Origin of the sequence: Chitinivorax sp. B, from assembly GCF_005503445.1 — a bacterium.
Lineage (GTDB): Bacteria > Pseudomonadota > Gammaproteobacteria > Burkholderiales > SCOH01 > Chitinivorax.
Genome location: NZ_SCOH01000007.1, coordinates 58,834 through 78,815 on the forward strand (window position 1 = coordinate 58,834; position 19,982 = coordinate 78,815).

Consider the following 19,982-nt stretch of genomic DNA (forward strand, 5'->3'; position numbering starts at 1 on the left):
CTTACGCGCGACAGAACGAAAATCTTCATATGGATCAAAAGACAAGCTAGCACTCGCGTCAATTTATGAAATATCCAGGTTAATCAAATCGGAACATGTCCATGGCCAAGACACCGGCTTCTACACCGGTGTAAGGTCGGCAGGCCTTTGCATCTGGCCCGGCTGCACCGGCTGCGACGACCAGTGGCAACCAGTGCTCGTCAGTCGGGTGGGCGCGCTGGGCCGCCGGCGCGTACTTGGACATATCGCACAGTTCGGCATGGCGGCCATGTTGCAGGTTCTCCCATACCCACTGTTGAAATGCGGTGACATAGGGCTCGGCCGCGTTGGCGTGCGGGTCGATTTCGTAAAGATTATGGGTCAGGCTGCCCGAGGCGACGATCAGGATATCTTGGTCGCGCAATGGGCGAAGTGCCTCGCCCAATTGGTAATGGTGTTCGCCAGCGGCCTTGGCCTGCAGGGCAACCTGCACGATCGGGATGTCGCCAGCCGGGAACATTTCGCGTAGCGGTACCCAGGCGCCATGATCCAGACCACGTTGTGGGTCGATGACAACTGGCTCACCCAGCGTGCGCAATTGGGCTGCCACCTGCTCGGATAAAGCCTGACTACCGTGCGCCGCATAGGTTTGTTGATAGAGTGCGGGCGGGAAGCCGTAGAAATCATGGATGGTTGGCAACTCACCGCCATCGGTCAGGCTGATGTGTCGAGCCTGCCAGTGGGCTGATATGACCACAATGCCTTTCAGCCCAGTCAATGGTGCCACGGCAGCTCGCCAGGCTTGGCCAACCTGACTAGCATCCAGCGCCAGCATGGGCGAGCCATGGGAAACGAACAGCACAGGCAATGGCATGATGGGGACTCCACACAGATAATGTCGATAGTGTGGCACCAATGATCACGCCGATAAATCCGCCCGGGCAGGACACACTGTTCCAACCATCACGCCAATGCATCCAAATTGGCATCTGCTACGTATAAAGAAGCTGTTCCCAACCGTTGGTAAAAAACGGGCTTCCAATCAACCAACAGGGCTGCGCTCCATCATGATAGACCCAGGAATGCTGTCGAGCCTGCTGCTGCAATCGGCGCGGGGCGACCAGCAGGCATTTTCGGCATTGTATCGACACACATCGGCGAAACTGTTTGCGGTGGCACTACGTATATTGCAAAGGCGCGACTGGGCGGAAGAAGTGCTGCAGGATTGTTATGTCAAGATCTGGCAACACGCCGGCGAGTATGGCGCGGATAAAAGCCAGCCGATGACCTGGATGACCAGCATCGTGCGTAATCGCTGTATTGATTGGTTGCGGCGGCCACGCGAAGAACATTTGCCGGAAAATGAAGATGGTGAGCAGTGGATCGATCTGGAAGATGAATCCGACGGGCCCTTGCAATTGTTGGCGCAGAACCAGGATACCGCCTGGTTGGCGCGGTGCATGGAGAAGTTGACCCCACGCGAGCGACAGAGCATCTCGTTGGCTTTTTATCATGGCCTGAGTCACAGCGAGCTGGCAGATCACCTTCGGGAGCCGCTGGGCAGTGTCAAAACCTGGGTGCGTCGTGGTTTGGAGCGACTGAAAGGGTGTCTTGCCATATGAACTACCGGAATCCCGAACTGTTGGACAAATTGGCTGGTGAGTATGTGCTGGGTACCTTGCGCGGCTTGGCCCGAAAACGCTTTGAACGATTGATGGAGGATAGCGCCTTGGCCCGTTTGCAGGTCACCGAATGGGAATCTCGCTTGAATTCGCTGGCAACCATTACAGAGGAAGTAAAACCGCCGCAGTGGGTATGGCGGGTGATCGAATCACGGATTCGGTCTAACTCGTCGGCCAAGGCGCGTGTTGCCCAGGTGGGGCGCTGGGGGACGGCATGGTGGCGTGGCCTTGCACTGGCGATGTCGGGTGTGGCGGCCTTGCTCGCGGTTTATGTTGGCATGGCCCCGCCATCGGATACGGTCGCCGTTCGCAGTTATGTGGTGGTACTGAACAACGACAAGATGAAGCCAGTCATGTTGGCGGAAGCAGACCCAGAAAAAGGAGAAATCCGTGTGCGGGTGCTGATTGGTCAGCAATTGGGTGGCCGTAACAGTCTGGAACTGTGGGGCGTGCCGAAGGCAGGGCAACCCCGGTCTTATGGGTTGCTGCCGGCCTCAGGCGTGGTGCGTTTGAAAATGGATAAGCCCATGGATCAAGTGCTGGTAGATATTGCCGCCCTGGCCGTGAGCCTGGAGCCGCCAGGTGGATCGCCAACTGGCCAGCCGACCGGGCCAGTGCTCTACAGCGGCGAAGTGATTCGGCCAATATGATCTGGTAAGCCGGGTGGGTTGTCGGATGGCGGCCTGCCCGTATCGGAAACGAGCCAGTGCAGGCTTGTGCCAATCACCTGCTTTTTGCTACTTCCCCTCGTCAGTGCTTTTTGTTGAATGATTTCGCAAGTATGAATACAAAAAATTAACGTCGTTAATAACTATGCAATCGTCATTTGAGTGTTAGTATGTAAATGGCATTAATTGCCCAGGATCTGCGCCAGGCTTCAGCTACAGCGAACCGTCCCGTCATTTGGCCGGCGTGGAACCATGAAATCCAACACTCATCGGAGGATTGATATGCAACGTCAACGTTCTCGTCGTGTCGTCATGATTGTGGTTGCCGCCTTGACATCCGTATTGACGACCGCCAATGCGGTACCTGTGACCAGCCAGTACATTCAGAAGTCTGCATCCGAAATCAGTGGCATGCTCGGCCGTTATGCACAACCACGTGTGTATGTGAACCAGATGGCGTGCGGTGAACCGCAACTCAGTGCCGTTGCTTGCGGTCCGTACACCATCAGTGTCGGTAGCCAGTTTCTGAATTCCATTGAATCCCGTTTCGGCAACTACACAGCCAAGGCCGTATTGGCACACGAATGGGGGCACAGCATCCAATTCAGCTATGGTATTCGGCTGAATCCGCCCTACCAGGAATTGCAGGCAGATTGTGTTGGTGGTTCATTCATTCGCTATGCAGAAACGACGTTGCGTTACCCATCGTTTATTGCCGGTGCTGCCAATTCAGCCCGTGCTGCTGCCGATTACCGTGAGCACGGTACACCTTCACAGCGCGACTATCACACCAGGGCTGGATACAGCCGTGGTTTCAACTATTGCTTCAGCTAAAGCAATACTGGCCTGATTGTCGGAAAGACGACGGTGAGCAGGTAATTCGTCGTTGTCTTTCCGTATGCCTGATGTCTGGTTTTCTGGAGAGACCATGAGCAAACTACGCATAACTTATAGCCTGCTGGTGGTAGCAGCGATTGGTACGCTGGCTTGGCTGAATGGCCACGAGGAGCAACAATCCGTTCCGTCGGTGGTCAAGGTGCCGGACTATCTGCAGGATAGTGCGGACGAGACCCCGCTCCAAATCGAGCCAGATGTCGGCAAGAGCCCATTTTTGCCAACCGCAGTGCAATCCCCATTTCCGGGTATGCCAATGCTGAATACACAGGGAGGGAAGGTCGCTGGCGAGCCTGATATCCAACTGCCCACGCCAGAAGAAGTGGCGCAAAAGCAGCAAATGGAAAAGCTAGGCTATCTGATACCACCTGAGTATTACCAAATGGAGCTATCCGCCTTGCGTGAATTAGCTGAAAAAGGGGACACTTTTGCGCTGGTGCACTTGGGAGAACGTTACTATTTTGACATCAAGAAGCGTCAATCCGGTCCGGATTTTGAGGCTGGTGTCGATTACACTCAGTTGGCAATCAAATCGTTGGCTGAAGCGCTGGCACGGGGCAATGCCCATTCTGCGGCCATGATCTCCGAAATCTATTTAGTCGAGAATAAACCGGTTGAAGCCACTGCCTGGAACCTGATTGCCGAACGCATGGGTGACCAGCTGAGCGTGGATTGGTTTCGTCGAACCAAGGATTATCAGCAGCTGAGCGCCAATGACCGGCGCACTGCCGCCCAACAGGCTGAGCAATTGCAGCAGGCTTTGGAGCAACAACGGGCTTCGCTGGTGTCTAAATCGCGTGACACCAAGACTTCATAAGGGAAGGTGGTGCAGGGCAAGTCTGTATTGCCTGATGCGTTGTTATGGGTTGCAGTCGATACTGGCCTTTCTGCACCCAGAGAAAGTGTCCAGCACCAGTTCGGCAATTGTTATATCCAACTCAGCCTTATTGGCTTTGGCTTGCTTGATTTGCTCTCGGTGCGTCATCGTTTGCCAATGTCCGGCAAAGTGTATTCGTACAAGGCGAATGAGGTGACTGGCGAGTAAGACCATGCATTGATGGCTGCATTGTCATCCACAAGATGCTTGAGTGTTTCTGTTCCAAGCCATCCGGCTGGGATTGTCTGGTCTGACGCATGCAAATTTCAAATAGGGCCAGACAGTTCAATCTCGTGTGCAATCCTGTCCACAGGCCATTTCAATCGGCTCTCCCAAAGGTACATAGACCCTGAACCAGATTACGCAGCCGGCCTGGGTTGTGACCCAGGCCATTGCCGGCAAGGCTTAATAAGTTGCGTTCTTTTGCAGGTCCCATTTTTTCGGTGTACCTGGCTTGATGGTGTCGCCACTGAATGCGTCATATTGGTAGCTGATCTTGGTGAAGTTCAGCGAGAACGATTCGCTCGGGCGGTCGCCACCACTACTGACAGAGTAGGAGCTGACGATTGGTGCTTCCAATTCGATCTTCAGGTAAACCTGTTGCTTCTTGTCAGCCCCGCCAGTGTGCAGGAAGTGGATCTCAGCCTTGGTTAGCGATTTGCCACAAATACTTTGCATGAACAGCTCAGGCGAAGCAATATCGGTCGCCTTGGTGAACGTCAGTTCGGAAAATGACGGGTTGCTGGTTTCTCGATCTGTTCCACCACTGACAGCGGAAATGGCACGACCGACACCAAACTGCATGGACTCAATGGTGATCCAGTCAGTGTGGCCGTCAATAGTGGATGTACCTTTGATTTCAGTACCAAATTTCAAGAGGATCATGATGTAAGTCCTTAAAGGTTGATAAAAAGCGGCCATTTGGCCTGCCAACGGCGAGTAATCATTGGCATTGGTGTTAAACAGGCGTCAGGGTCATTGTTCTGATCAATTACGGCATCTCATTTTATTGGGGTCGAATATTAGGTGGTCGGATTCTGAAGTGATATGAGCGCTAGTTCAGATGAAATGAGCCTTTAATAGAAGTTCATCATAGAGGCCTGCTTTGTCACGATGCAAGCATATGCTCGCATGTGAATGCGAATGCAATTCGCCCGTTTGGGTGGGATGGATTTAATTTAATTTGTTGTTTTTATTTATTTATTACTCTTTTCCTGTCTGGGGGTACTCGCCGTAACGTACATGTTTTCATTGCCACGGTGTCAAGATCCGACACGCAAGTTTCTTAAAGATATTCATTTGGCATGATGTGTATGTTGGAGGTCGGTACACTTCATTTTCTGCATGTTTCATTGTGGCTGGATGATTGGATGGGCTGAGGTTCAGCACACTGAGCTAGGTGTAATGAAGGCGGAAACAGCAAGGTAGGTGATGAGATAAACGGTCTGGTTGCCCCATTGTGATCCGATACTTGCCAAGCCTGTTTGGAAGGCTGGATGTTTGCTGACGTGAAGCTGTGATCTCCCTCACGCCAGCCAAGATAGGTCGCTAGTCGCGGAACTGTCCGTCTCGTTTCTGCATGGAAGCCATGATGGCTTCCTGAATATCTGCAGACATCAGCATGGCGGCATTCCAGCCAGCCACAAATTTCAAGCCGTCTTCAATAGAATGATCACGCGAGTAATTCAGCACCTGCTTGGTGCCGCGAATGACCAATGGTGATTTCTTGGCAATCTCGGTGGCGATGGTCATGACTTCTTTCATCAGCGTATCACGGTCCGAAAAACTACGATTGGCCAATCCGATCTGGACAGCTTCGGCCCCACTGACACTGCGACAGGTAAAGGCCAGTTCACGGGTCAATCCTTCACCAATCAGGTATGGCAGGCGTTGCAGTGTGCCCACATCGGCGACCAATCCCATGTCGGCCTCTTTTACGCTGAAATAGGCATCATCGGTGGTATAGCGCATGTCTGCTGCGCAAACCAGATCAACCCCGCCGCCGACACAGGCGCCGTGGATGGCAGCCAGCACGGGTTTGCGACAGCGTTCCAGTGAGGTCAGGCAATCCTGCAGGTCCAGAATGATGCGATGCAGTTTTTCGCGTGCCCGTGCTTCACAAGTGTCTTCGATTCGGGTCTTCAAGCCCATCATCATCATCAGGTCGATGCCGGAGCAGAAATGCTTGCCGTTGCCAGCCAGTACTGCTACACGGGCAGAAGGTTCTTCGTCGATCCAGTCAAATGCGCGGCGGATGTCGGCCCAGAGTGTTTCATCCATTGCGTTGGCTTTGTCCGGGCGGTTCAGTTCCACCAGAGCGACGTGGTTTTCAAGGGTGATCTTGATGGTGTCGAGTTGCATGGTGTGTCCTTGTGAGGGGCGGATCAATAAGACAACTACTCAGTTACGTTTTTTGGGTATCCAGGCCCAGATCATCTCGCACTGTATGGGTGATTCACCGCTCTGGTCAGAAATGATCACCGGTACGCTGACTTCACCTTTGTCTTGCGACATGATGGCGGCTATCTGTTCAGGTTGCAGCGCTGCTACGGCTTTCATATCACCTTGTGCACGTTTGAGGTAATCCACTTTCAAGCTTTTGATCAGTGGCAGTTTGTCGTCTGGCAAATGCATACCTACCGCGAAACCGGTGGCTGTTTCCGCCAGTAGGGCCATGGCTGCGGCATGTACACCTTTGATGTGGTTTTGAACGCGTCGCCGATTTCTAAGGCTGACGACGACACGCTCTTGTGATACTTCGTCAAATCGCAGCTTGGCAGTACCCAGAAATGGTACGACATTACCGAGCAGAAAACTTTGCAGGCCTTGTTTCAGGCCGTTGGGTAAGCCATCCAGCTTGCCGACCAGTCGGGTCATTTGGTTACTGGTTGCCATGTCACTCTCCCTTGATTTATCACGGTTTGGTTTTATGGGCCGGCACACTGGTGCAGGCATACCGTGTTGTTGAATATATTGTTCGGTACCCGAAACGGATTGCCATGCGGCACGAGGTGAGTTGAGCTGCATGGTTGGTTATTCAGGCCAGTTGGCCGCCAGCCCCCAAACCAAGGCGAATCTGCTTGATGATATCGTCCAGAATCGCCGAATTTTCCATCACCCGGGCTACCTGTAATCCACCTTGCAGCGCTGCCATGATGGTAGCTGCACGGTCACGTGGCGTCCCTTTGAAGCGGAAATAGCCTTTGGTCTGACCCTCCGTCAGGATCAGCTCAGCCCAGGCCAACAGCTCCCGCATGAAGGCTTGGGTTTCTACCTGGATTTCTGGCGGCAACACGAGGTATTCGGCAGACAGTACACCGGTAGGGCAGATTCGCTGGTTCTGATCGTAATAACGCACGATCAGGTCGAAATACCATTCCAGCTTCTGCCATGGGTCACCTGCCAGGGTTTCCTGTTCGCCAGTCCAGCGTGCAAAACGTCGTCGGTAACGTTGAATCAGTGCCACACCCAGATCAGTCTTGGTCGGGAAATGGTAATGGATGGCTGCATTCTTCATACCCAGTGCAGCAGAGATGTGCTGGTAACTGAAGGCGGAAAAGCTGCGGGTCAGCAGTAGCTCTTCCGCCAGGTCGAGAATGAGCTTCTTGGTATCGGTTTTGGCTGGGGCACGCATGCAATCGACTGTACTTACTGATTAGTAAGCTGTCAATTCCAGAGCCATAACGACACTTGGCGGTTATTCCATACTTCCTTCCAGTTGACGCGCCAAGCCGTATTCCTCAATGAATTGCATGAATGCCAACAAGGCCGCCGGCTGATTGTGGCGGCCTGCTGTGACCATATAGTAGTCGTTGCGAGTGGGGGGATGATTGGGTAGCAGCAACAGCAGCTGGCCAGATGCCAATTCGTGTTGGCATAGAAAGTATGGCAACAACGCAATACCCAAGTCAGCTTTGGCGGTTTCCAGCAAATGTAGCAGGCTGTTACTGCGAAGCACTGCTTTGAGCTCGACGGTTTTTACCTCGTCATTGCTATACAGCGGCCAAGCCGGAACTGCATAGTGCAGCAGGCCTGCATGCCGCGATAGTTCATCCAGCGTGTCAGGTAGCCCTGACTGTTCCAAGTAGGTGGGTGAGGCTACCAGCACCCGGCGAACCGGTCCAACACGGCGTGAGACAAAGGTGGAATCGGCCTGTTTACCGGTCCGAAAAGCGATATCAATACCTTCTTCCACCAGATTGACGATGTTATCGGTTACCAGGCAATCTACCTCGATTTGCGGGTAACGGGTATGAAAGGCCTGGATCATCGCCGGGAACAATCGGATACCCGATGCTTCTGGTACCGTGAGACGAATTCGTCCGGCTGGTGCTACCCGTAGCTGTGAGATGGCTGCGTTGGCAGCTCGGGCGGCGTCTACCATCCGCTGGCAGTGTTGCAGATAGAGCTGGCCGGCATGTGTCAATGTCAATCGCCGAGTGGTGCGCAGCATCAGTCTGACCCCCAGCGCATCCTCCAGTTCGGCTACGCGCTGACTGACCGTTGATTTGGGCAGGCCCAACACCTTGGCTGCAGCTGTAAAGCTGCCATTTTCCGCCACTTGTACGAAAACGGCCATGCGATCCAGTTCCAACATATTGTTCGTCTATGCGGATAATGATTCCTTATTTTAACGGCTAATCAAACCAATTGGGCGCGTTTACACTGCCATTCATCAATCACTGGAGTACACCATGAGTCAACTGAATGTCGTTGCCACCATCGTCGCCAAAGCAGGTGCCGAACAACGAGTGGAAGACGCCCTGAAGGCATTGATTGCGCCAACCCTGACTGAGGCCGGATGTTTGCAATATGACCTGCATCGTGATGTGGATAAGCCCGGCGTGTTTGTGTTTTACGAAACCTGGACAAATCGTGAGCTGCTTGCCGCTCACCTGCAATCCGCACACTTGGTGACCTATCAGCAGGTTGTTGATGGCTTGGTCGAGGCATGGGATATGAAATTGATGACACGCATCGGCGTGTGATGTGCATTGGATTGTCAAATCAGGAGAATATGAATGAAAGCTGTTGGGTTATATCGTTATCTACCCATTGATCACCCTGAAGCGTTGTTGGATGTAGCACTACCAGATCCAATACCGGGGCCGCATGACGTGTTGGTGGCCATTCGCGCCATTGCCGCCAACCCAGTTGACTACAAGGTAAGGGCGCCGAAGGATCATGTCGAAGCGATGCCGAAGGTGCTGGGATGGGATGCAGCGGGCGTGGTTCAAGCTGTTGGTTCCGCCGTCAGCCTGTTCAAGCCGGGGGATGAAGTGTATTACGCTGGGGATCTCACTCGCCAAGGTAGCAATGCCGAACTGCAATTGGTGGACGAACGCATTATTGGCCGCAAACCAGTCAGTTTGAGTTTTGAACAGGCAGCAGCGCTGCCATTGACAACCATTACTGCCTGGGAGGTGTTGTTTGACCGATTGGGTATTGCCCAGTCTGCAGAAGCGAATCGTGGTCGTTCCATTTTGATTCTGGGGGGGGCCGGTGGCGTGGGTTCCATTGCCATTCAACTTGCAAAACGGGTGGCTGGTTTGCAGGTGGTGGCAACAGCATCCCGCCCGGATTCAGCTGCCTGGTGCCGCGATTTCGGTGCAGACGAAACGGTGAACCACTTTGCTGACATGCCGGCACAGTTTCGCGAACGAGGGTTGCCAGCGCCGGATTACATCCTGTGCCTGAGCGATACTGATCTGCACTTTGCAGCGATGGCAGAGCTGATCAAACCACAAGGCAAGATTGCCAGCATTGTGGAAACCACACAGCCGGTAGCGCTGAATTTGTTAAAGGGCAAAAGCGCCAGTTTCCATTGGGAGCTGATGTTCACCCGGTCGTTGCATCAAACCGATGACATGATCGAACAGCATCGTCTGCTGAATCAGGTAGCGGATTTGATCGATAAAGGTACATTGCGCACCACATTGGGTGAGGTGATACGGCCGATCAATGCCGCCAACCTGAAGTTGGCCCATGCCAAATTGGAGGCGGGGCGGGCTATCGGTAAAATTGTGCTTAGCGGGTTTTGATGTTTTATTCCTGAAACCGCCATTTGGCAAATCAGCGGTGCCGCGTGGCGGAATCTGCGATCAGCAACCGGCTTGGGCTACGCCGGCCGCGCGTTTTTTCAATTCGTCGTGCGACAGATTTTCGATGCGGCTGGCCAGGTACCAAGTGTTCCCACATGGGTCTTTCACACCAGCATTGCGATCGCCATAGAACTGGTCGGCTGGTGGTGAAATGGTACTGGCACCAGCTTGCAAAGCGCGGGTATAGGCTGCATCGACATCAGGCAAATATAGATAGAAACTGCTGGTTTGCGCTGGCCAGGTTGGCTGTGAGCTGGAGAGCATCAGCATCGAACTGCCAATGCGGAATTCAGCATGACGTATGGCACCTTGGTCATCGGTCAACATCTCAGTTTCTTCCGCGACAAAAGCTTCCTTCAGAAACGCAATCAATCTTGGTGCATTGTCGGTAACCATATAGGGAGTGATGGTGTGATAGCCATCAGGGATGGGCTTGACTGACATGATGGGCTCCTATGTTGGTTCGTTGAGAACTGGCTGGATAACGTTGATAGTGTGGCCAAGTCGTGCCGGGTACGTCTTGTAAAAAACGGAAATGTTAACCCTGTAGACTGACATCAAGCGGTACGTGGTTTGGATGACGCCCGCGTTGCTGCCAGTAAGTACCGGGAGCCAAGCCGGAGAATGCCCGGAAATCATGACTGAAATGGGCCTGATCGTAGTAACCACATTGCAGTGCCAGATCGGCCCAGTCCACCTGTAACGCCTGGAATGATTGGCCGACAGCATGTTGAAAACGTTGTAACCGATAGAACTGTTTGGGCGATAGCCCGACATGTTGCTGAAATAGTTGTCCTAACCGACGTGGTCCGATGCCAAGTTGATCTGACAATTGCGGGACAGATATCGGATGCGGCGCAGACAATACGTGGATGGCATGATCGAGCATGGGGTTGGCTGTTGACCATTCGGCGAGCTGGGTCAGCAAAGCTTGCTCCAGTAATTGGAAGCGTTGCTGGATGGAAGGTGTTGCCAAAATCCGTTCACGCCATTCATGGCCACGCCGGCCCCAGATGGTATCCAGCGAAACATGCAGATTCCGCAAGCTGCTCAACGGGTGATGAACAAACGGGTAGGCACCACCCGGTCGAAAGTGGGCACCAATGACAGCGGTCGTGCCATAGGTATCCAGCACGAAATAGCGACTGTGTGGGCCGGAGATGACACTGTGTTGGAAACTGATCGGGTCGGTGGCATCAGTATCCACGTAAACCTGCATCGGCTCGTCCAGCAGGTTGATGACCAGTTCAACAGACCCGGTTGGTAATAGTCGTTCACGTTGGTATGAGGTATTGACACCTTCTGCAAGCCACAGCAATTCGACGAACTGGCTGAGTGGTGGGCCTGGCGCATAGCTTAGATAACGCATGATGCCTCCGGTGGTCGGGCAACTGCGATCAAAGACCTGGGTGATCCTGCTAGGTCACATTCAGAATATGTTACGGTCTTGCTGAGTGTGCAAACAGGGTTTCAGGCCAGCCAATAGCACACATCCGGTACACCCTCTTCATTATCGCTGCCATCGCCATAGCGGATGGCGACGAAACCATGGCGCTCATAAAATCGACGGGCACCGTGGTTGTCGGCAAAGGTATACAACATCAATGGCCGGCCAGCACGGTTCATGGCGTGAGCAAGCAAGGTACTGCCAATGCCTTGACCGGTGACGTCCGGTAACAGATAAAGTTGATCCAACCACCAGCCTTCCGCATGCTCATTCAACATGTAAAACCCGACGATGCGTGTGTCTTGCATGGCCACCATGATGATGGCCGAACGAATCTGTTGGGTCAGCCATTGTTGAATGGACTCATCGCTATGCTTGAGGGGGGCATAGGGTAGGTATTCACGTCGTGACGCGGTGAATACCCGCGTAATGTCGCCCGCATCGGCTTCGGTAGCCGGGCGTATGGTTAACGTGGACATTCTGCCAGATTGACCTCGCTGCCCTTGATTTCTGCTGAGGCGCCAGCCAGCCGACTGCCGGTACCCTCGTCAGCTTGCGCGATGATCAGACTGGCGAAGCGAAGGGTATCACGTATACCAACACGTGCACTTTTCACCCCTTTTTCCTGTACCGCGTCCAGTCGTTGCCGGGCTGCATCCTGCGTGGAGTAAACACCCAGCGAGATGGCGTTGCGCCAACGACCTGCATCATTGACGATAAAGAAATCACGTTCAGACAATCCCAGCGCCTGCAGTTCTTCTGTTTTTTTCTGTGCATCGGATAATGACGACTGCGGCAGGATATACACCCAAAAGCGGGTTTTAGCCTCGATACGGGCATTGCCAAGTGGCTTGCCGATTTTCAAGGTATCCAGTAATTGTTTGGCACGTGGCAGGTCTGCCATTGGGATTGCGTCCCAACGGATGCACTGCTGAGCGGACGCCATGTTTGCCGGTGTTTCGGCCACTTTGGTTGGAGTGGGTTGGGTTGTAATGGTTGCATCGGACGCAGGCGGTGTAACCGGTGTTTCTACCGATTTCTCATCTTTGCCTGTGTCAGTCGTCATTGGGGCGGTGTCCGTAACCAATTTCACACTGTCGGCATGAAATTCGCGCTGGTGCCAATCCTGCACTGGTGGTTCAGAGAGATGGGTATAGCCGTATACCAACAGATTGGTAACAACCAGACCAAAAAACAGCCATTTCATTCGCGTACGATCCTTAGCAAACCTTCCAATACCAGATTATCGACCATGATGACCGTCAGTGAGAGGTGTGGTTGTAATAATGAGGCGTCACCGCCGGACAAGACACAACTGACTGGTGGGAATCCGGCCTGCACCATTTCGTGCTGCATTCGGCCAATGGTGCCGATCAATGCTTGCATGATGCCCCCGTGGATGGCATCGGCCGTGTTGGTGGGGAAGGGAATATATTGTCCATCACGGCGACCAAGCTCCGCAGTTCCTTGCGCTAAGGCCTCTCGCATCAACCGAAACCCCGGCGCGATGATACCACCTAGAAAGTGGCCGTCGGCGGTCAATGCATCTACCGTCATGGCCGTTCCGATGTTGATTACCAGGCAATGTCCCTGAGTCAACTTGCGTGCGCCTAGCAGGGCGGCCCAACGATCTGGCCCAAGTTGCAATGGGTTGGTATAGCCGTTGTGTACATCCAATTGCTGGTGGGTCGGGGTCAGCCATTCAATCTTGTTGATGTGGCGGGCCAGCAGATCGGTCAATTGGGTTTTGACTGAGGTGCCCGCCACGTTGGCAGCCATGATACGCATGACGGGGGGCAGGTCAACCCATTGCAGAGCCAATTGCTCCAGCTGGTTCAGCAGGGCGTGGCCACGTGCTTGCCACGCATGGCCATCATGCAACGCCCATTTGACACGGGTATTGCCGGCATCAATCAAAAGCCACATGGTTTTCAGTTCATTGGTCAGTGTTAAGCGGAAGTAACTCAGCGGCGCTGTCGCAAGCTCAGTTCCCCTGCATGAATACGTTCGATACCCGCTGCATCCTCCACGATCAGTGCGCCGTCCGCATCCACCCCGCGTACCAGTACCGTACGTCGAATGCCGGCGGGGGACAGCAAATCCACCACTTGCTGATGGAACAGGTGTGCTGCCTGCCAATCGGCTTGGAGTGCAACAAAGCCTTTTTGTTCGAATGTCTGCATGACGTCGTCCAATGCCTGCAGGATACGTGCCAGGACCAGATTGCGCGACACCGGTGGCGACAATGTACTGCTCAAATCCGTGACGACCTGATCGATGTTCGCTTGGGCTGTGGCCGACAACTTGCAGTTCAGGCCAATACCTATCACCGCACAGGAAGGGCCCAGTGAATCCCCTTGCACTTCGATCAAGATACCAGCTAGCTTACGGCCATCCAGCAATACATCATTTGGCCACTTCAGGCCTGCCTGTCCGATACCTAGCGACTGCAACGCCTTGACCAACGCCAGACCGACCGCCAGGCTCAAGCCTGACAAATAGGAGACGCCTTGTTGAAAACGCCATAACACGGAAAAAGCCAAGCTGCCACCTAACTCGCTAACCCAACTGCGACCTAGCCTGCCTCGACCTGCTGTTTGCTGTTCAGCGGCCAGGATGGTGCGGTGTGGTGCACCCAGTGAGGCCTGTTGCATCAGGACGGTATTGGTCGAGCCGATCTCATCCTGGATATGCAGATGAAACGGGGTGGTGTGCGGGCCAAGCGCCTGATTGATCTGTGCGGCATCCAGCCAGTCGATCGGCCGAGGCAGTCGATAACCGCGCCCTCGTACTGAATACAACGTGATGCCCGCAGCTTCGACACCTTGCAGGGCTTGCCAGATGCTGGCTCGCGACAGATTCAATAGCCGGGCCAGATCTTCCCCGGAATGGAATTGGCCGTCGGATAACAGGCGAAGGACATTGAAACTATGTGCGTTCAAGGCTGGGTGCAAGGTAGCGGTTGATCAGGTGCGGAATGTTAGCACAGCAAGGGTATCTGGCTGTTGCCAGTACACCACGGGGCTTGACCGTCCATCCAATTGCAATGGGGAAAAGGTCAATATCTGCAAACGGTGGGCTGATCAACGCTGACTGATGGCGGGTCGAATCGATTCATGCACTTCTCAACATTCCATTCTCCGTTCCATCATGGTGCATTCGGTGGTGGTGGCTGTTCGGCCCGGTGCGTGGGGACTGGCCTTGAAACGGTTGCCTGGCAGGGAGTGCTGGCTGGCCAGCACGATAGAACATCTTGTGAATCAGCAGCGTTTTATGAAGGATATCAAGGTGGCATGGTATCTGCTTCAGTTGGGTTGAGACTTGTGTAGGTCTCCTCCAAACTAAGCTGGGGTGAACCAGGCTGTGACAGCTGGATTACCACCCATACCAAGGCGTCCTGGTTATCCTGTCAATTACAGGGTAATCATGGACGCCTTTTTTTGCCAAGTGATCTGAGAATTGGGTGACGTTCGAAAGCGGCGCCATCTGCAATGCCAACATGTTCCCGTCTGCATGCAGGAATTCCTTATCAAGTCGTGGCGGTGTATTGAAAAGGCTCGCTGATGACTTGGTGATAAGTGATGGGAATGGGCTTGAATTGCAGTATTTATTTACTAAGTGCGTATATTCAAAATGATGTTAATTAACACTTTGATTATAATGGGTAAATTATCACGTATGACTGTGCTTTTGCATTGATTTGGCAAGGCCGTGAGGCTATACCGGAAAAGAGTGAATTCTGGTCTGGGAGTTGATGTGCTGCACAAATACGGCCTTCGCCTGTTTGTTGGCGGGTTTGGCTTGTCGGTGATTTTGCTGATGATCCTGGCCGTCATCACTACCCGGCAATTTGTTGCATTCAATGCACATATGCAATGGGTATCGCATACCAAAGATGTCCTGCGAGCATTTGAAGATGTCGAAGCTGGTCTACGCGATTCGGTTCTCGCAGGCAGGGAATTTCTCACTACAGGCAGGCCGGAAGCGCGCCGTGACTTTGACGCCGGGACTGTCCACTATGTGCAGGCCATGAATCGTGTTCGTGACCTGACAGCCGATAACGAGGTGCAACAGAAAAATATTGACGAATTGTCCCCTGCCTTGGCTGGGCGGATCGCGTTGTGGCGCGAGCAAATGGAACAACGGGGGCAGCCTGGAATGGATTTAGCCCGCGCCATGCGTCAAGTTACATTGGGTGATTTGCACAAGCAGTTGTTGAAACTGAAATATGCCGAACACGACATGCTGAGCGAGCGGATTGGTACGTCAATCGCTGGTGCCGGGGCTAGTGAACGGTTAGTGATCATTGGCAGTGGCATGGTGTTGTTCATGCTGCTGATTGCCTTTGTATCAATGTGGCTGCAGTTTACCCAGCGTCTGAAAGTGGAAACCGCCTTGCAGCAGGCGAATGCTGAACTGGAATCACGCGTCAAACAACGTACTGAAGAATTGGCCTTTGCCAACGAGCTGCTCAGGCAAGAGATTGGCGACCACCTGGTGGCGCAGCGGCAGATCAGTGAATTGAATATGTCGCTGGAGGCTAGAGTGGCAGAACGAACTCAACAACTGGCGGCCGCCAACAAAGAGCTGGAGAGCTTCAGCTATTCGGTATCGCACGATCTGCGTACACCGCTACGGGCTATTGCGGGCTATTCCCGTATGTTGAAAGAGCGGATGAAAGATCGTATGGATGATGAGGATCTGCGGTTGATTGGCGTGATTGTCGACAGTGGACAGAAAATGGGCAATCTGATTGACGATCTGCTCACCTTTTCGCGCTTGGGGCGCACCCCGTTGAATAAGACGCGGATCGATATGACACAACTGGTCACCGAAGTGCTGCATGACCTGCAACAGGAACATGACAGGGTGCAGCTACAAGTGGTGATCGAACCGCTACCCTTTGCTGCAGGGGACCGGACCTTGCTGAAACAGGTCTGGGTCAACCTGTTGTCGAATGCTATCAAGTTTTCAGCAGGGCAAGCCGAACCACATATTGAGGTCCGTGGGAGAGAGACCGATTCGGCAACAGAGTATGAAGTCAGTGACAATGGCGCAGGTTTCGACATGCGCTATGTCGAAAAATTGTTCGGTGTTTTTCAGCGGCTTCATCAAGTCGACGAGTTCCCAGGAACAGGTGTCGGCCTGGCGATCGTACACCGTGTCATTGCACGCCATGGTGGTACCGTCATGGCTGAAGGAGAAATCGACAAGGGGGCTTGCTTCCGTTTCATATTGCCTAAGGAGAAAATCGTTGAGCGAGTATACGCAGGTTGAAGTGCTGTTGGTGGAAGATAATCCGACCGATGCGGAACTGACCCTGCATGCCCTGCGGAAAATCAACATTGCCAATCGCATGTTGTGGCTGAAGGATGGTGCGGAAGCACTGGATTATATTTTTGGTAGCGATTCTGCAGGTCATCCACAGCATTTGAACTTGCCCCGGCTGGTGCTGTTGGACCTCAAGTTGCCCAAGGTGGATGGCGTGGAAGTATTACGTCGTTTGAAAGAGGATGACCGCACCCGGGCTATTCCGGTCGTGATGTTGACCTCGTCCGCCGAAGAGCAGGATGTGATTGAGTCTTACCGGCTTGGTGTGAATAGCTATATTGTCAAACCGGTAGATTTCGACGTGTTTGTCGAAACCGTATCTCGTGTCGGCTTTTACTGGATGCTGGTCAATCGGGAGCCGCTGATAGGGGGCAGTTGATGGCAAAAACCCCGCTAAAGACCTTATTGGTAGAGGATGCAGTCACTGACGCCGAGCTGATCCTTTACGAACTGCGCCATGGTGGAATCGAGTGCGAAGCACGCCGTGTCGAAACCGAAGAGATGCTGACCAGGCAGTTGCATGAATTCAGGCCGGATCTGGTGTTATCCGATTTTTCACTGCCGCATCTGGATGGGGGCAGGGCATTGGACACAGTCCGTCGTTTTTCGTCGGATATCCCGTTTGTGTTCGTGTCAGGCACGATTGGCGAAGAACGAGCATTTGATTTGATGCGGCGTGGGGCGACCGATTACGTGATCAAGACCAATCTTGACCGTTTGACCCCTGTCATTCGCCGAGCCCTACAGGAGACAGCTGAGCGTAAGGCGCGAAAGCTGGCTGAAGAGCGACTGGCGGAAAGTGAACGGCATTTTCGTTTGCTGGTGGATGGCCTGCGTGATTACGCACTGGTATTACTGGATGCCGAAGGCCAAGTAATGAGCTGGAACCGGGGAGCCAGCCGGCTATATGGTTACAGCCAAGAGCAGGCCACCGGGAAGCATCTGTCACTGCTGTATGGTCCCGAAGACGACATGCGTGCAGCTCATCAGCTGATTGAGGCTGCGAATAACGGCCGTAGTGAAGACGAGTGTTGGCAGCGGCGGCAGGATGGCCATCACTTTTGGGCAAATGCTGTGACTACACGGCTTGCTGGCGATGGTGAGCAACCGGCCTACTTTGCGCATATTGTTCGCGATCTGACCGAGCAACGGGAGCAGGAGCTCAAGATTGCGCGTCTGAACCGTTTGTATGCCGTGCTGTCAGGTATCAACTCCATCATCGTCCGTTGTCGTGACCGACAAAATCTGTTGATTGAGGTATGTCATATCGCCGTCAGCCAGGGTAATTTTGCGATGGCCTGGGTTGGGCTGAAGGAGAACGACCGGTTGCAACCTGTTGCCTGGCTGGGCAGTGACGAGGCCATTCTGCGGAATGCCTGTCAGCATTTGGCCTCCAATTGTGCGGCACTTACCGCCATGCAACAGCTCAGACCCGTGTTGAATAATCATTTCCCATGTGACGACGACGGTGGCCAAACCCTGCCGATCGAAATCATTGAGCGCTGTGGATTTCGGTCCAGTGTTGCCTTGCCGTTGGTTGTGGATGGTGAGGGGATTGGGGTGCTGGAGCTGTATTCCAACGAGCCTGCGTTCTTCAATCAGGATGAAATGCGTCTGTTGCTAGATCTGGCAGGCGATATCTGGTTCGCCCTCGAATACATTTCCCGTGAGGAGAAGCTCGATTATCTGGCGTTTTATGATGCCTTGACCGGCCTGCCCAATCGAAGGTTGTGCGGTGATCGGGTCAACCAGCTGGTGCATGGGCTGGCAGAGCATCATTCGCTGGCCCTGATTTTGCTGGATGTTGAACGCTTCCATTTCGTCAACGACACATTCGGCCGCCATCAAGGTGACCAATTGTTGAAAGTCCTGGCGACCCGGTTGGTCGAAACGACAGGTGAACCTCATTTCATTTCGCGGTTGGGAACAGACTGCTTTGGCGTCGTTTTGAGTGCCGTGACCAGCGAAGCTGATGTGGCTCGCTTTCTGAAAGAGCGTCTTTTCCCACTCTTTTCCAAACCGTTTCAGGTTCGTGAGCAAGAGTTGCGCATTTCGGTCAAGATTGGCGTGGCATTGGCACCTGGAGATGGTAATGATGCGGAGGGGTTGTTCTCCAGTGCTGAAGCTGCGCTAAAAAAGGCCAAGGCATCGGCAGAGCCTTATCTGTTCTATCGGCCCAAGATGCAAGAGCGTATTGCCGAGCGCTTGGCAATCGAAAGTGGTTTGCGTCGAGCGTTGGCCGAAGATCACTTTGTTCTTTACTACCAACCTAAGCTGGATTTCAACACACTGCAGATTGTGGGACTGGAGGCATTGATCCGCTGGCAACATCCGGAGCAGGGTTTGATTCAGCCATCTCGTTTCATTCCAATTCTTGAAGAAACCGGGTTGATTCTGAAGGTCGGGGAGTGGGCGTTACATCGTGCTTTGGTTGATGCCGCCAGTTTGTCTCAACAGGGTGTGCGGGTACCTCGCATTGCAGTCAACGTGTCGTCGCTGCAATTACGGCAGGATGAGTTTGTGCAGATCATCGCACGGTTGGTGCATGAGCAGCATGCCGCGTCAGTGCTTGATCTGGAAATCACCGAAAGTCTGCTGATGGAGGACGTCGATACCAATATCGACAAGCTTGAGGCACTGCGCAAGTTAGGAGTGAAGATCATGATTGACGACTTTGGCACGGGCTATTCCTCACTCAGTTATATTGCCCGCTTGCCAGTCGATGCCTTGAAGATCGACCGTTCCTTTGTCGAAAACATGACCGAGAGTGCCAACAGCCTGAGCATTGTTACATCGGTGATTTCACTGGCGCACTCGCTGAACTTCAAGGTGATTGCGGAGGGGGTGGAAACCGAAGAGCAAGCCAAGTTCCTGCGATTGTTGCGTTGTGATCAGGTCCAGGGTTATTTGTATGGCCGACCAGAGCCACTGGCCGTCATTGCAGACCGATTGATTACCAACGCGATACAACGCTGAGCATTCCCTTCTGGGTGAATCTAACCC

At 53.4% G+C, this 19,982-nt stretch carries 21 protein-coding genes; 9 read left to right on the forward strand and 12 right to left on the reverse strand.

The window, feature by feature from the left end; genetic code table 11:
- Positions 1–79 precede the first annotated feature (79 nt).
- On the reverse strand, positions 80–853 hold the full coding sequence (locus tag FFS57_RS06250) for a dioxygenase family protein (RefSeq protein ID WP_137936907.1): 774 nt from the start codon (positions 851–853) through the stop codon (positions 80–82).
- 193 nt (positions 854–1,046) lie between these two features.
- Between FFS57_RS06250 and FFS57_RS06255 the strand changes: the two genes are divergently transcribed.
- From FFS57_RS06255 to FFS57_RS06270, 4 genes are all read left to right on the forward strand, one after another.
- Positions 1,047–1,601 carry a sigma-70 family RNA polymerase sigma factor gene (locus tag FFS57_RS06255; RefSeq protein WP_137936908.1) on the forward strand — a complete coding sequence of 185 codons (555 nt, stop codon included), beginning with the start codon at positions 1,047–1,049 and terminating at the stop codon, positions 1,599–1,601.
- Positions 1,598–2,311, forward strand: coding sequence for an anti-sigma factor (locus FFS57_RS06260; protein WP_137936909.1), 714 nt, complete (start codon positions 1,598–1,600; stop codon positions 2,309–2,311). Before FFS57_RS06255 ends, FFS57_RS06260 begins: the two co-directional genes overlap by 4 nt.
- A gap of 300 nt (positions 2,312–2,611) precedes the next feature.
- Positions 2,612–3,163 (forward strand): neutral zinc metallopeptidase, encoded by a 552-nt coding sequence (locus tag FFS57_RS06265; RefSeq protein ID WP_249383918.1) that lies wholly within the window; start codon positions 2,612–2,614, stop codon positions 3,161–3,163.
- 94 nt (positions 3,164–3,257) lie between these two features.
- Positions 3,258–4,040 carry a hypothetical protein gene (locus FFS57_RS06270; protein WP_137936910.1) on the forward strand — a complete coding sequence of 261 codons (783 nt, stop codon included), beginning with the start codon at positions 3,258–3,260 and terminating at the stop codon, positions 4,038–4,040.
- Positions 4,041–4,505: 465 nt separating this feature from the next.
- Here FFS57_RS06270 and FFS57_RS06275 read toward each other — a convergent pair whose 3' ends face one another.
- From FFS57_RS06275 to FFS57_RS06295, 5 genes are all read right to left on the reverse strand, one after another.
- Complete coding sequence (locus tag FFS57_RS06275) at positions 4,506–4,985, reverse strand: Hcp family type VI secretion system effector (RefSeq protein WP_137936911.1); 480 nt, start codon at positions 4,983–4,985, stop codon at positions 4,506–4,508.
- 663 nt (positions 4,986–5,648) lie between these two features.
- A complete protein-coding gene (locus FFS57_RS06280; RefSeq protein ID WP_137936912.1) occupies positions 5,649–6,461 on the reverse strand; it encodes a crotonase/enoyl-CoA hydratase family protein in 813 nt (270 codons plus the stop codon).
- Positions 6,462–6,500: 39 nt separating this feature from the next.
- A complete protein-coding gene (locus tag FFS57_RS06285) occupies positions 6,501–6,995 on the reverse strand; it encodes a DUF4442 domain-containing protein (protein WP_137936913.1) in 495 nt (164 codons plus the stop codon).
- Positions 6,996–7,137: 142 nt separating this feature from the next.
- Entirely contained in the window at positions 7,138–7,734 is a 597-nt protein-coding gene (locus tag FFS57_RS06290) for a TetR/AcrR family transcriptional regulator (protein ID WP_137936914.1), read from the reverse strand.
- Between the two features lie 63 nt (positions 7,735–7,797).
- Entirely contained in the window at positions 7,798–8,679 is an 882-nt protein-coding gene (locus FFS57_RS06295) for a LysR family transcriptional regulator (RefSeq protein ID WP_249383919.1), read from the reverse strand.
- A gap of 115 nt (positions 8,680–8,794) precedes the next feature.
- Between FFS57_RS06295 and FFS57_RS06300 the strand changes: the two genes are divergently transcribed.
- Both FFS57_RS06300 and FFS57_RS06305 read left to right on the forward strand, forming a co-directional pair.
- Positions 8,795–9,088: a putative quinol monooxygenase gene (locus tag FFS57_RS06300; protein WP_137936915.1), complete on the forward strand. Its 294-nt coding sequence runs from the start codon at positions 8,795–8,797 to the stop codon at positions 9,086–9,088.
- Between the two features lie 33 nt (positions 9,089–9,121).
- A complete protein-coding gene (locus FFS57_RS06305) occupies positions 9,122–10,141 on the forward strand; it encodes a zinc-binding alcohol dehydrogenase family protein (protein ID WP_137936916.1) in 1,020 nt (339 codons plus the stop codon).
- A 60-nt stretch (positions 10,142–10,201) separates the two neighbouring features.
- Here FFS57_RS06305 and FFS57_RS06310 read toward each other — a convergent pair whose 3' ends face one another.
- From FFS57_RS06310 to FFS57_RS06335, 6 genes are all read right to left on the reverse strand, one after another.
- The gene (locus tag FFS57_RS06310) at positions 10,202–10,645 is read right to left on the reverse strand and encodes a VOC family protein (protein WP_137936917.1); all 444 of its coding nucleotides are present in this window, start codon (positions 10,643–10,645) and stop codon (positions 10,202–10,204) included.
- Between the two features lie 94 nt (positions 10,646–10,739).
- Positions 10,740–11,570, reverse strand: coding sequence for a helix-turn-helix domain-containing protein (locus tag FFS57_RS06315; protein WP_137936918.1), 831 nt, complete (start codon positions 11,568–11,570; stop codon positions 10,740–10,742).
- 101 nt (positions 11,571–11,671) lie between these two features.
- Positions 11,672–12,127: a GNAT family N-acetyltransferase gene (locus FFS57_RS06320; RefSeq protein WP_137936919.1), complete on the reverse strand. Its 456-nt coding sequence runs from the start codon at positions 12,125–12,127 to the stop codon at positions 11,672–11,674.
- Positions 12,115–12,855, reverse strand: coding sequence for an SPOR domain-containing protein (locus FFS57_RS06325; protein WP_137936920.1), 741 nt, complete (start codon positions 12,853–12,855; stop codon positions 12,115–12,117). Before FFS57_RS06325 ends, FFS57_RS06320 begins: the two co-directional genes overlap by 13 nt.
- A complete protein-coding gene (locus tag FFS57_RS06330; protein WP_137936921.1) occupies positions 12,852–13,574 on the reverse strand; it encodes a type III pantothenate kinase in 723 nt (240 codons plus the stop codon). The genes FFS57_RS06325 and FFS57_RS06330 overlap by 4 nt, the downstream gene beginning before the upstream one ends.
- Before the next feature lie 38 nt (positions 13,575–13,612).
- The gene (locus tag FFS57_RS06335) at positions 13,613–14,590 is read right to left on the reverse strand and encodes a biotin--[acetyl-CoA-carboxylase] ligase (RefSeq protein WP_137936922.1); all 978 of its coding nucleotides are present in this window, start codon (positions 14,588–14,590) and stop codon (positions 13,613–13,615) included.
- A gap of 814 nt (positions 14,591–15,404) precedes the next feature.
- On the opposite strand from FFS57_RS06335, the gene FFS57_RS06340 reads away from it, so the two are divergent.
- The 3 genes from FFS57_RS06340 to FFS57_RS06350 are packed head-to-tail and all read left to right on the forward strand — an operon-like array spanning position 15,405 to position 19,955.
- Complete coding sequence (locus FFS57_RS06340; RefSeq protein ID WP_137936923.1) at positions 15,405–16,925, forward strand: sensor histidine kinase; 1,521 nt, start codon at positions 15,405–15,407, stop codon at positions 16,923–16,925.
- Positions 16,903–17,358, forward strand: coding sequence for a response regulator (locus tag FFS57_RS06345; protein WP_137936924.1), 456 nt, complete (start codon positions 16,903–16,905; stop codon positions 17,356–17,358). The genes FFS57_RS06340 and FFS57_RS06345 overlap by 23 nt, the downstream gene beginning before the upstream one ends.
- Complete coding sequence (locus FFS57_RS06350) at positions 17,358–19,955, forward strand: EAL domain-containing protein (RefSeq protein ID WP_137936925.1); 2,598 nt, start codon at positions 17,358–17,360, stop codon at positions 19,953–19,955. The genes FFS57_RS06345 and FFS57_RS06350 overlap by 1 nt, the downstream gene beginning before the upstream one ends.
- The last annotated feature ends 27 nt before the right edge of the window (positions 19,956–19,982 follow it).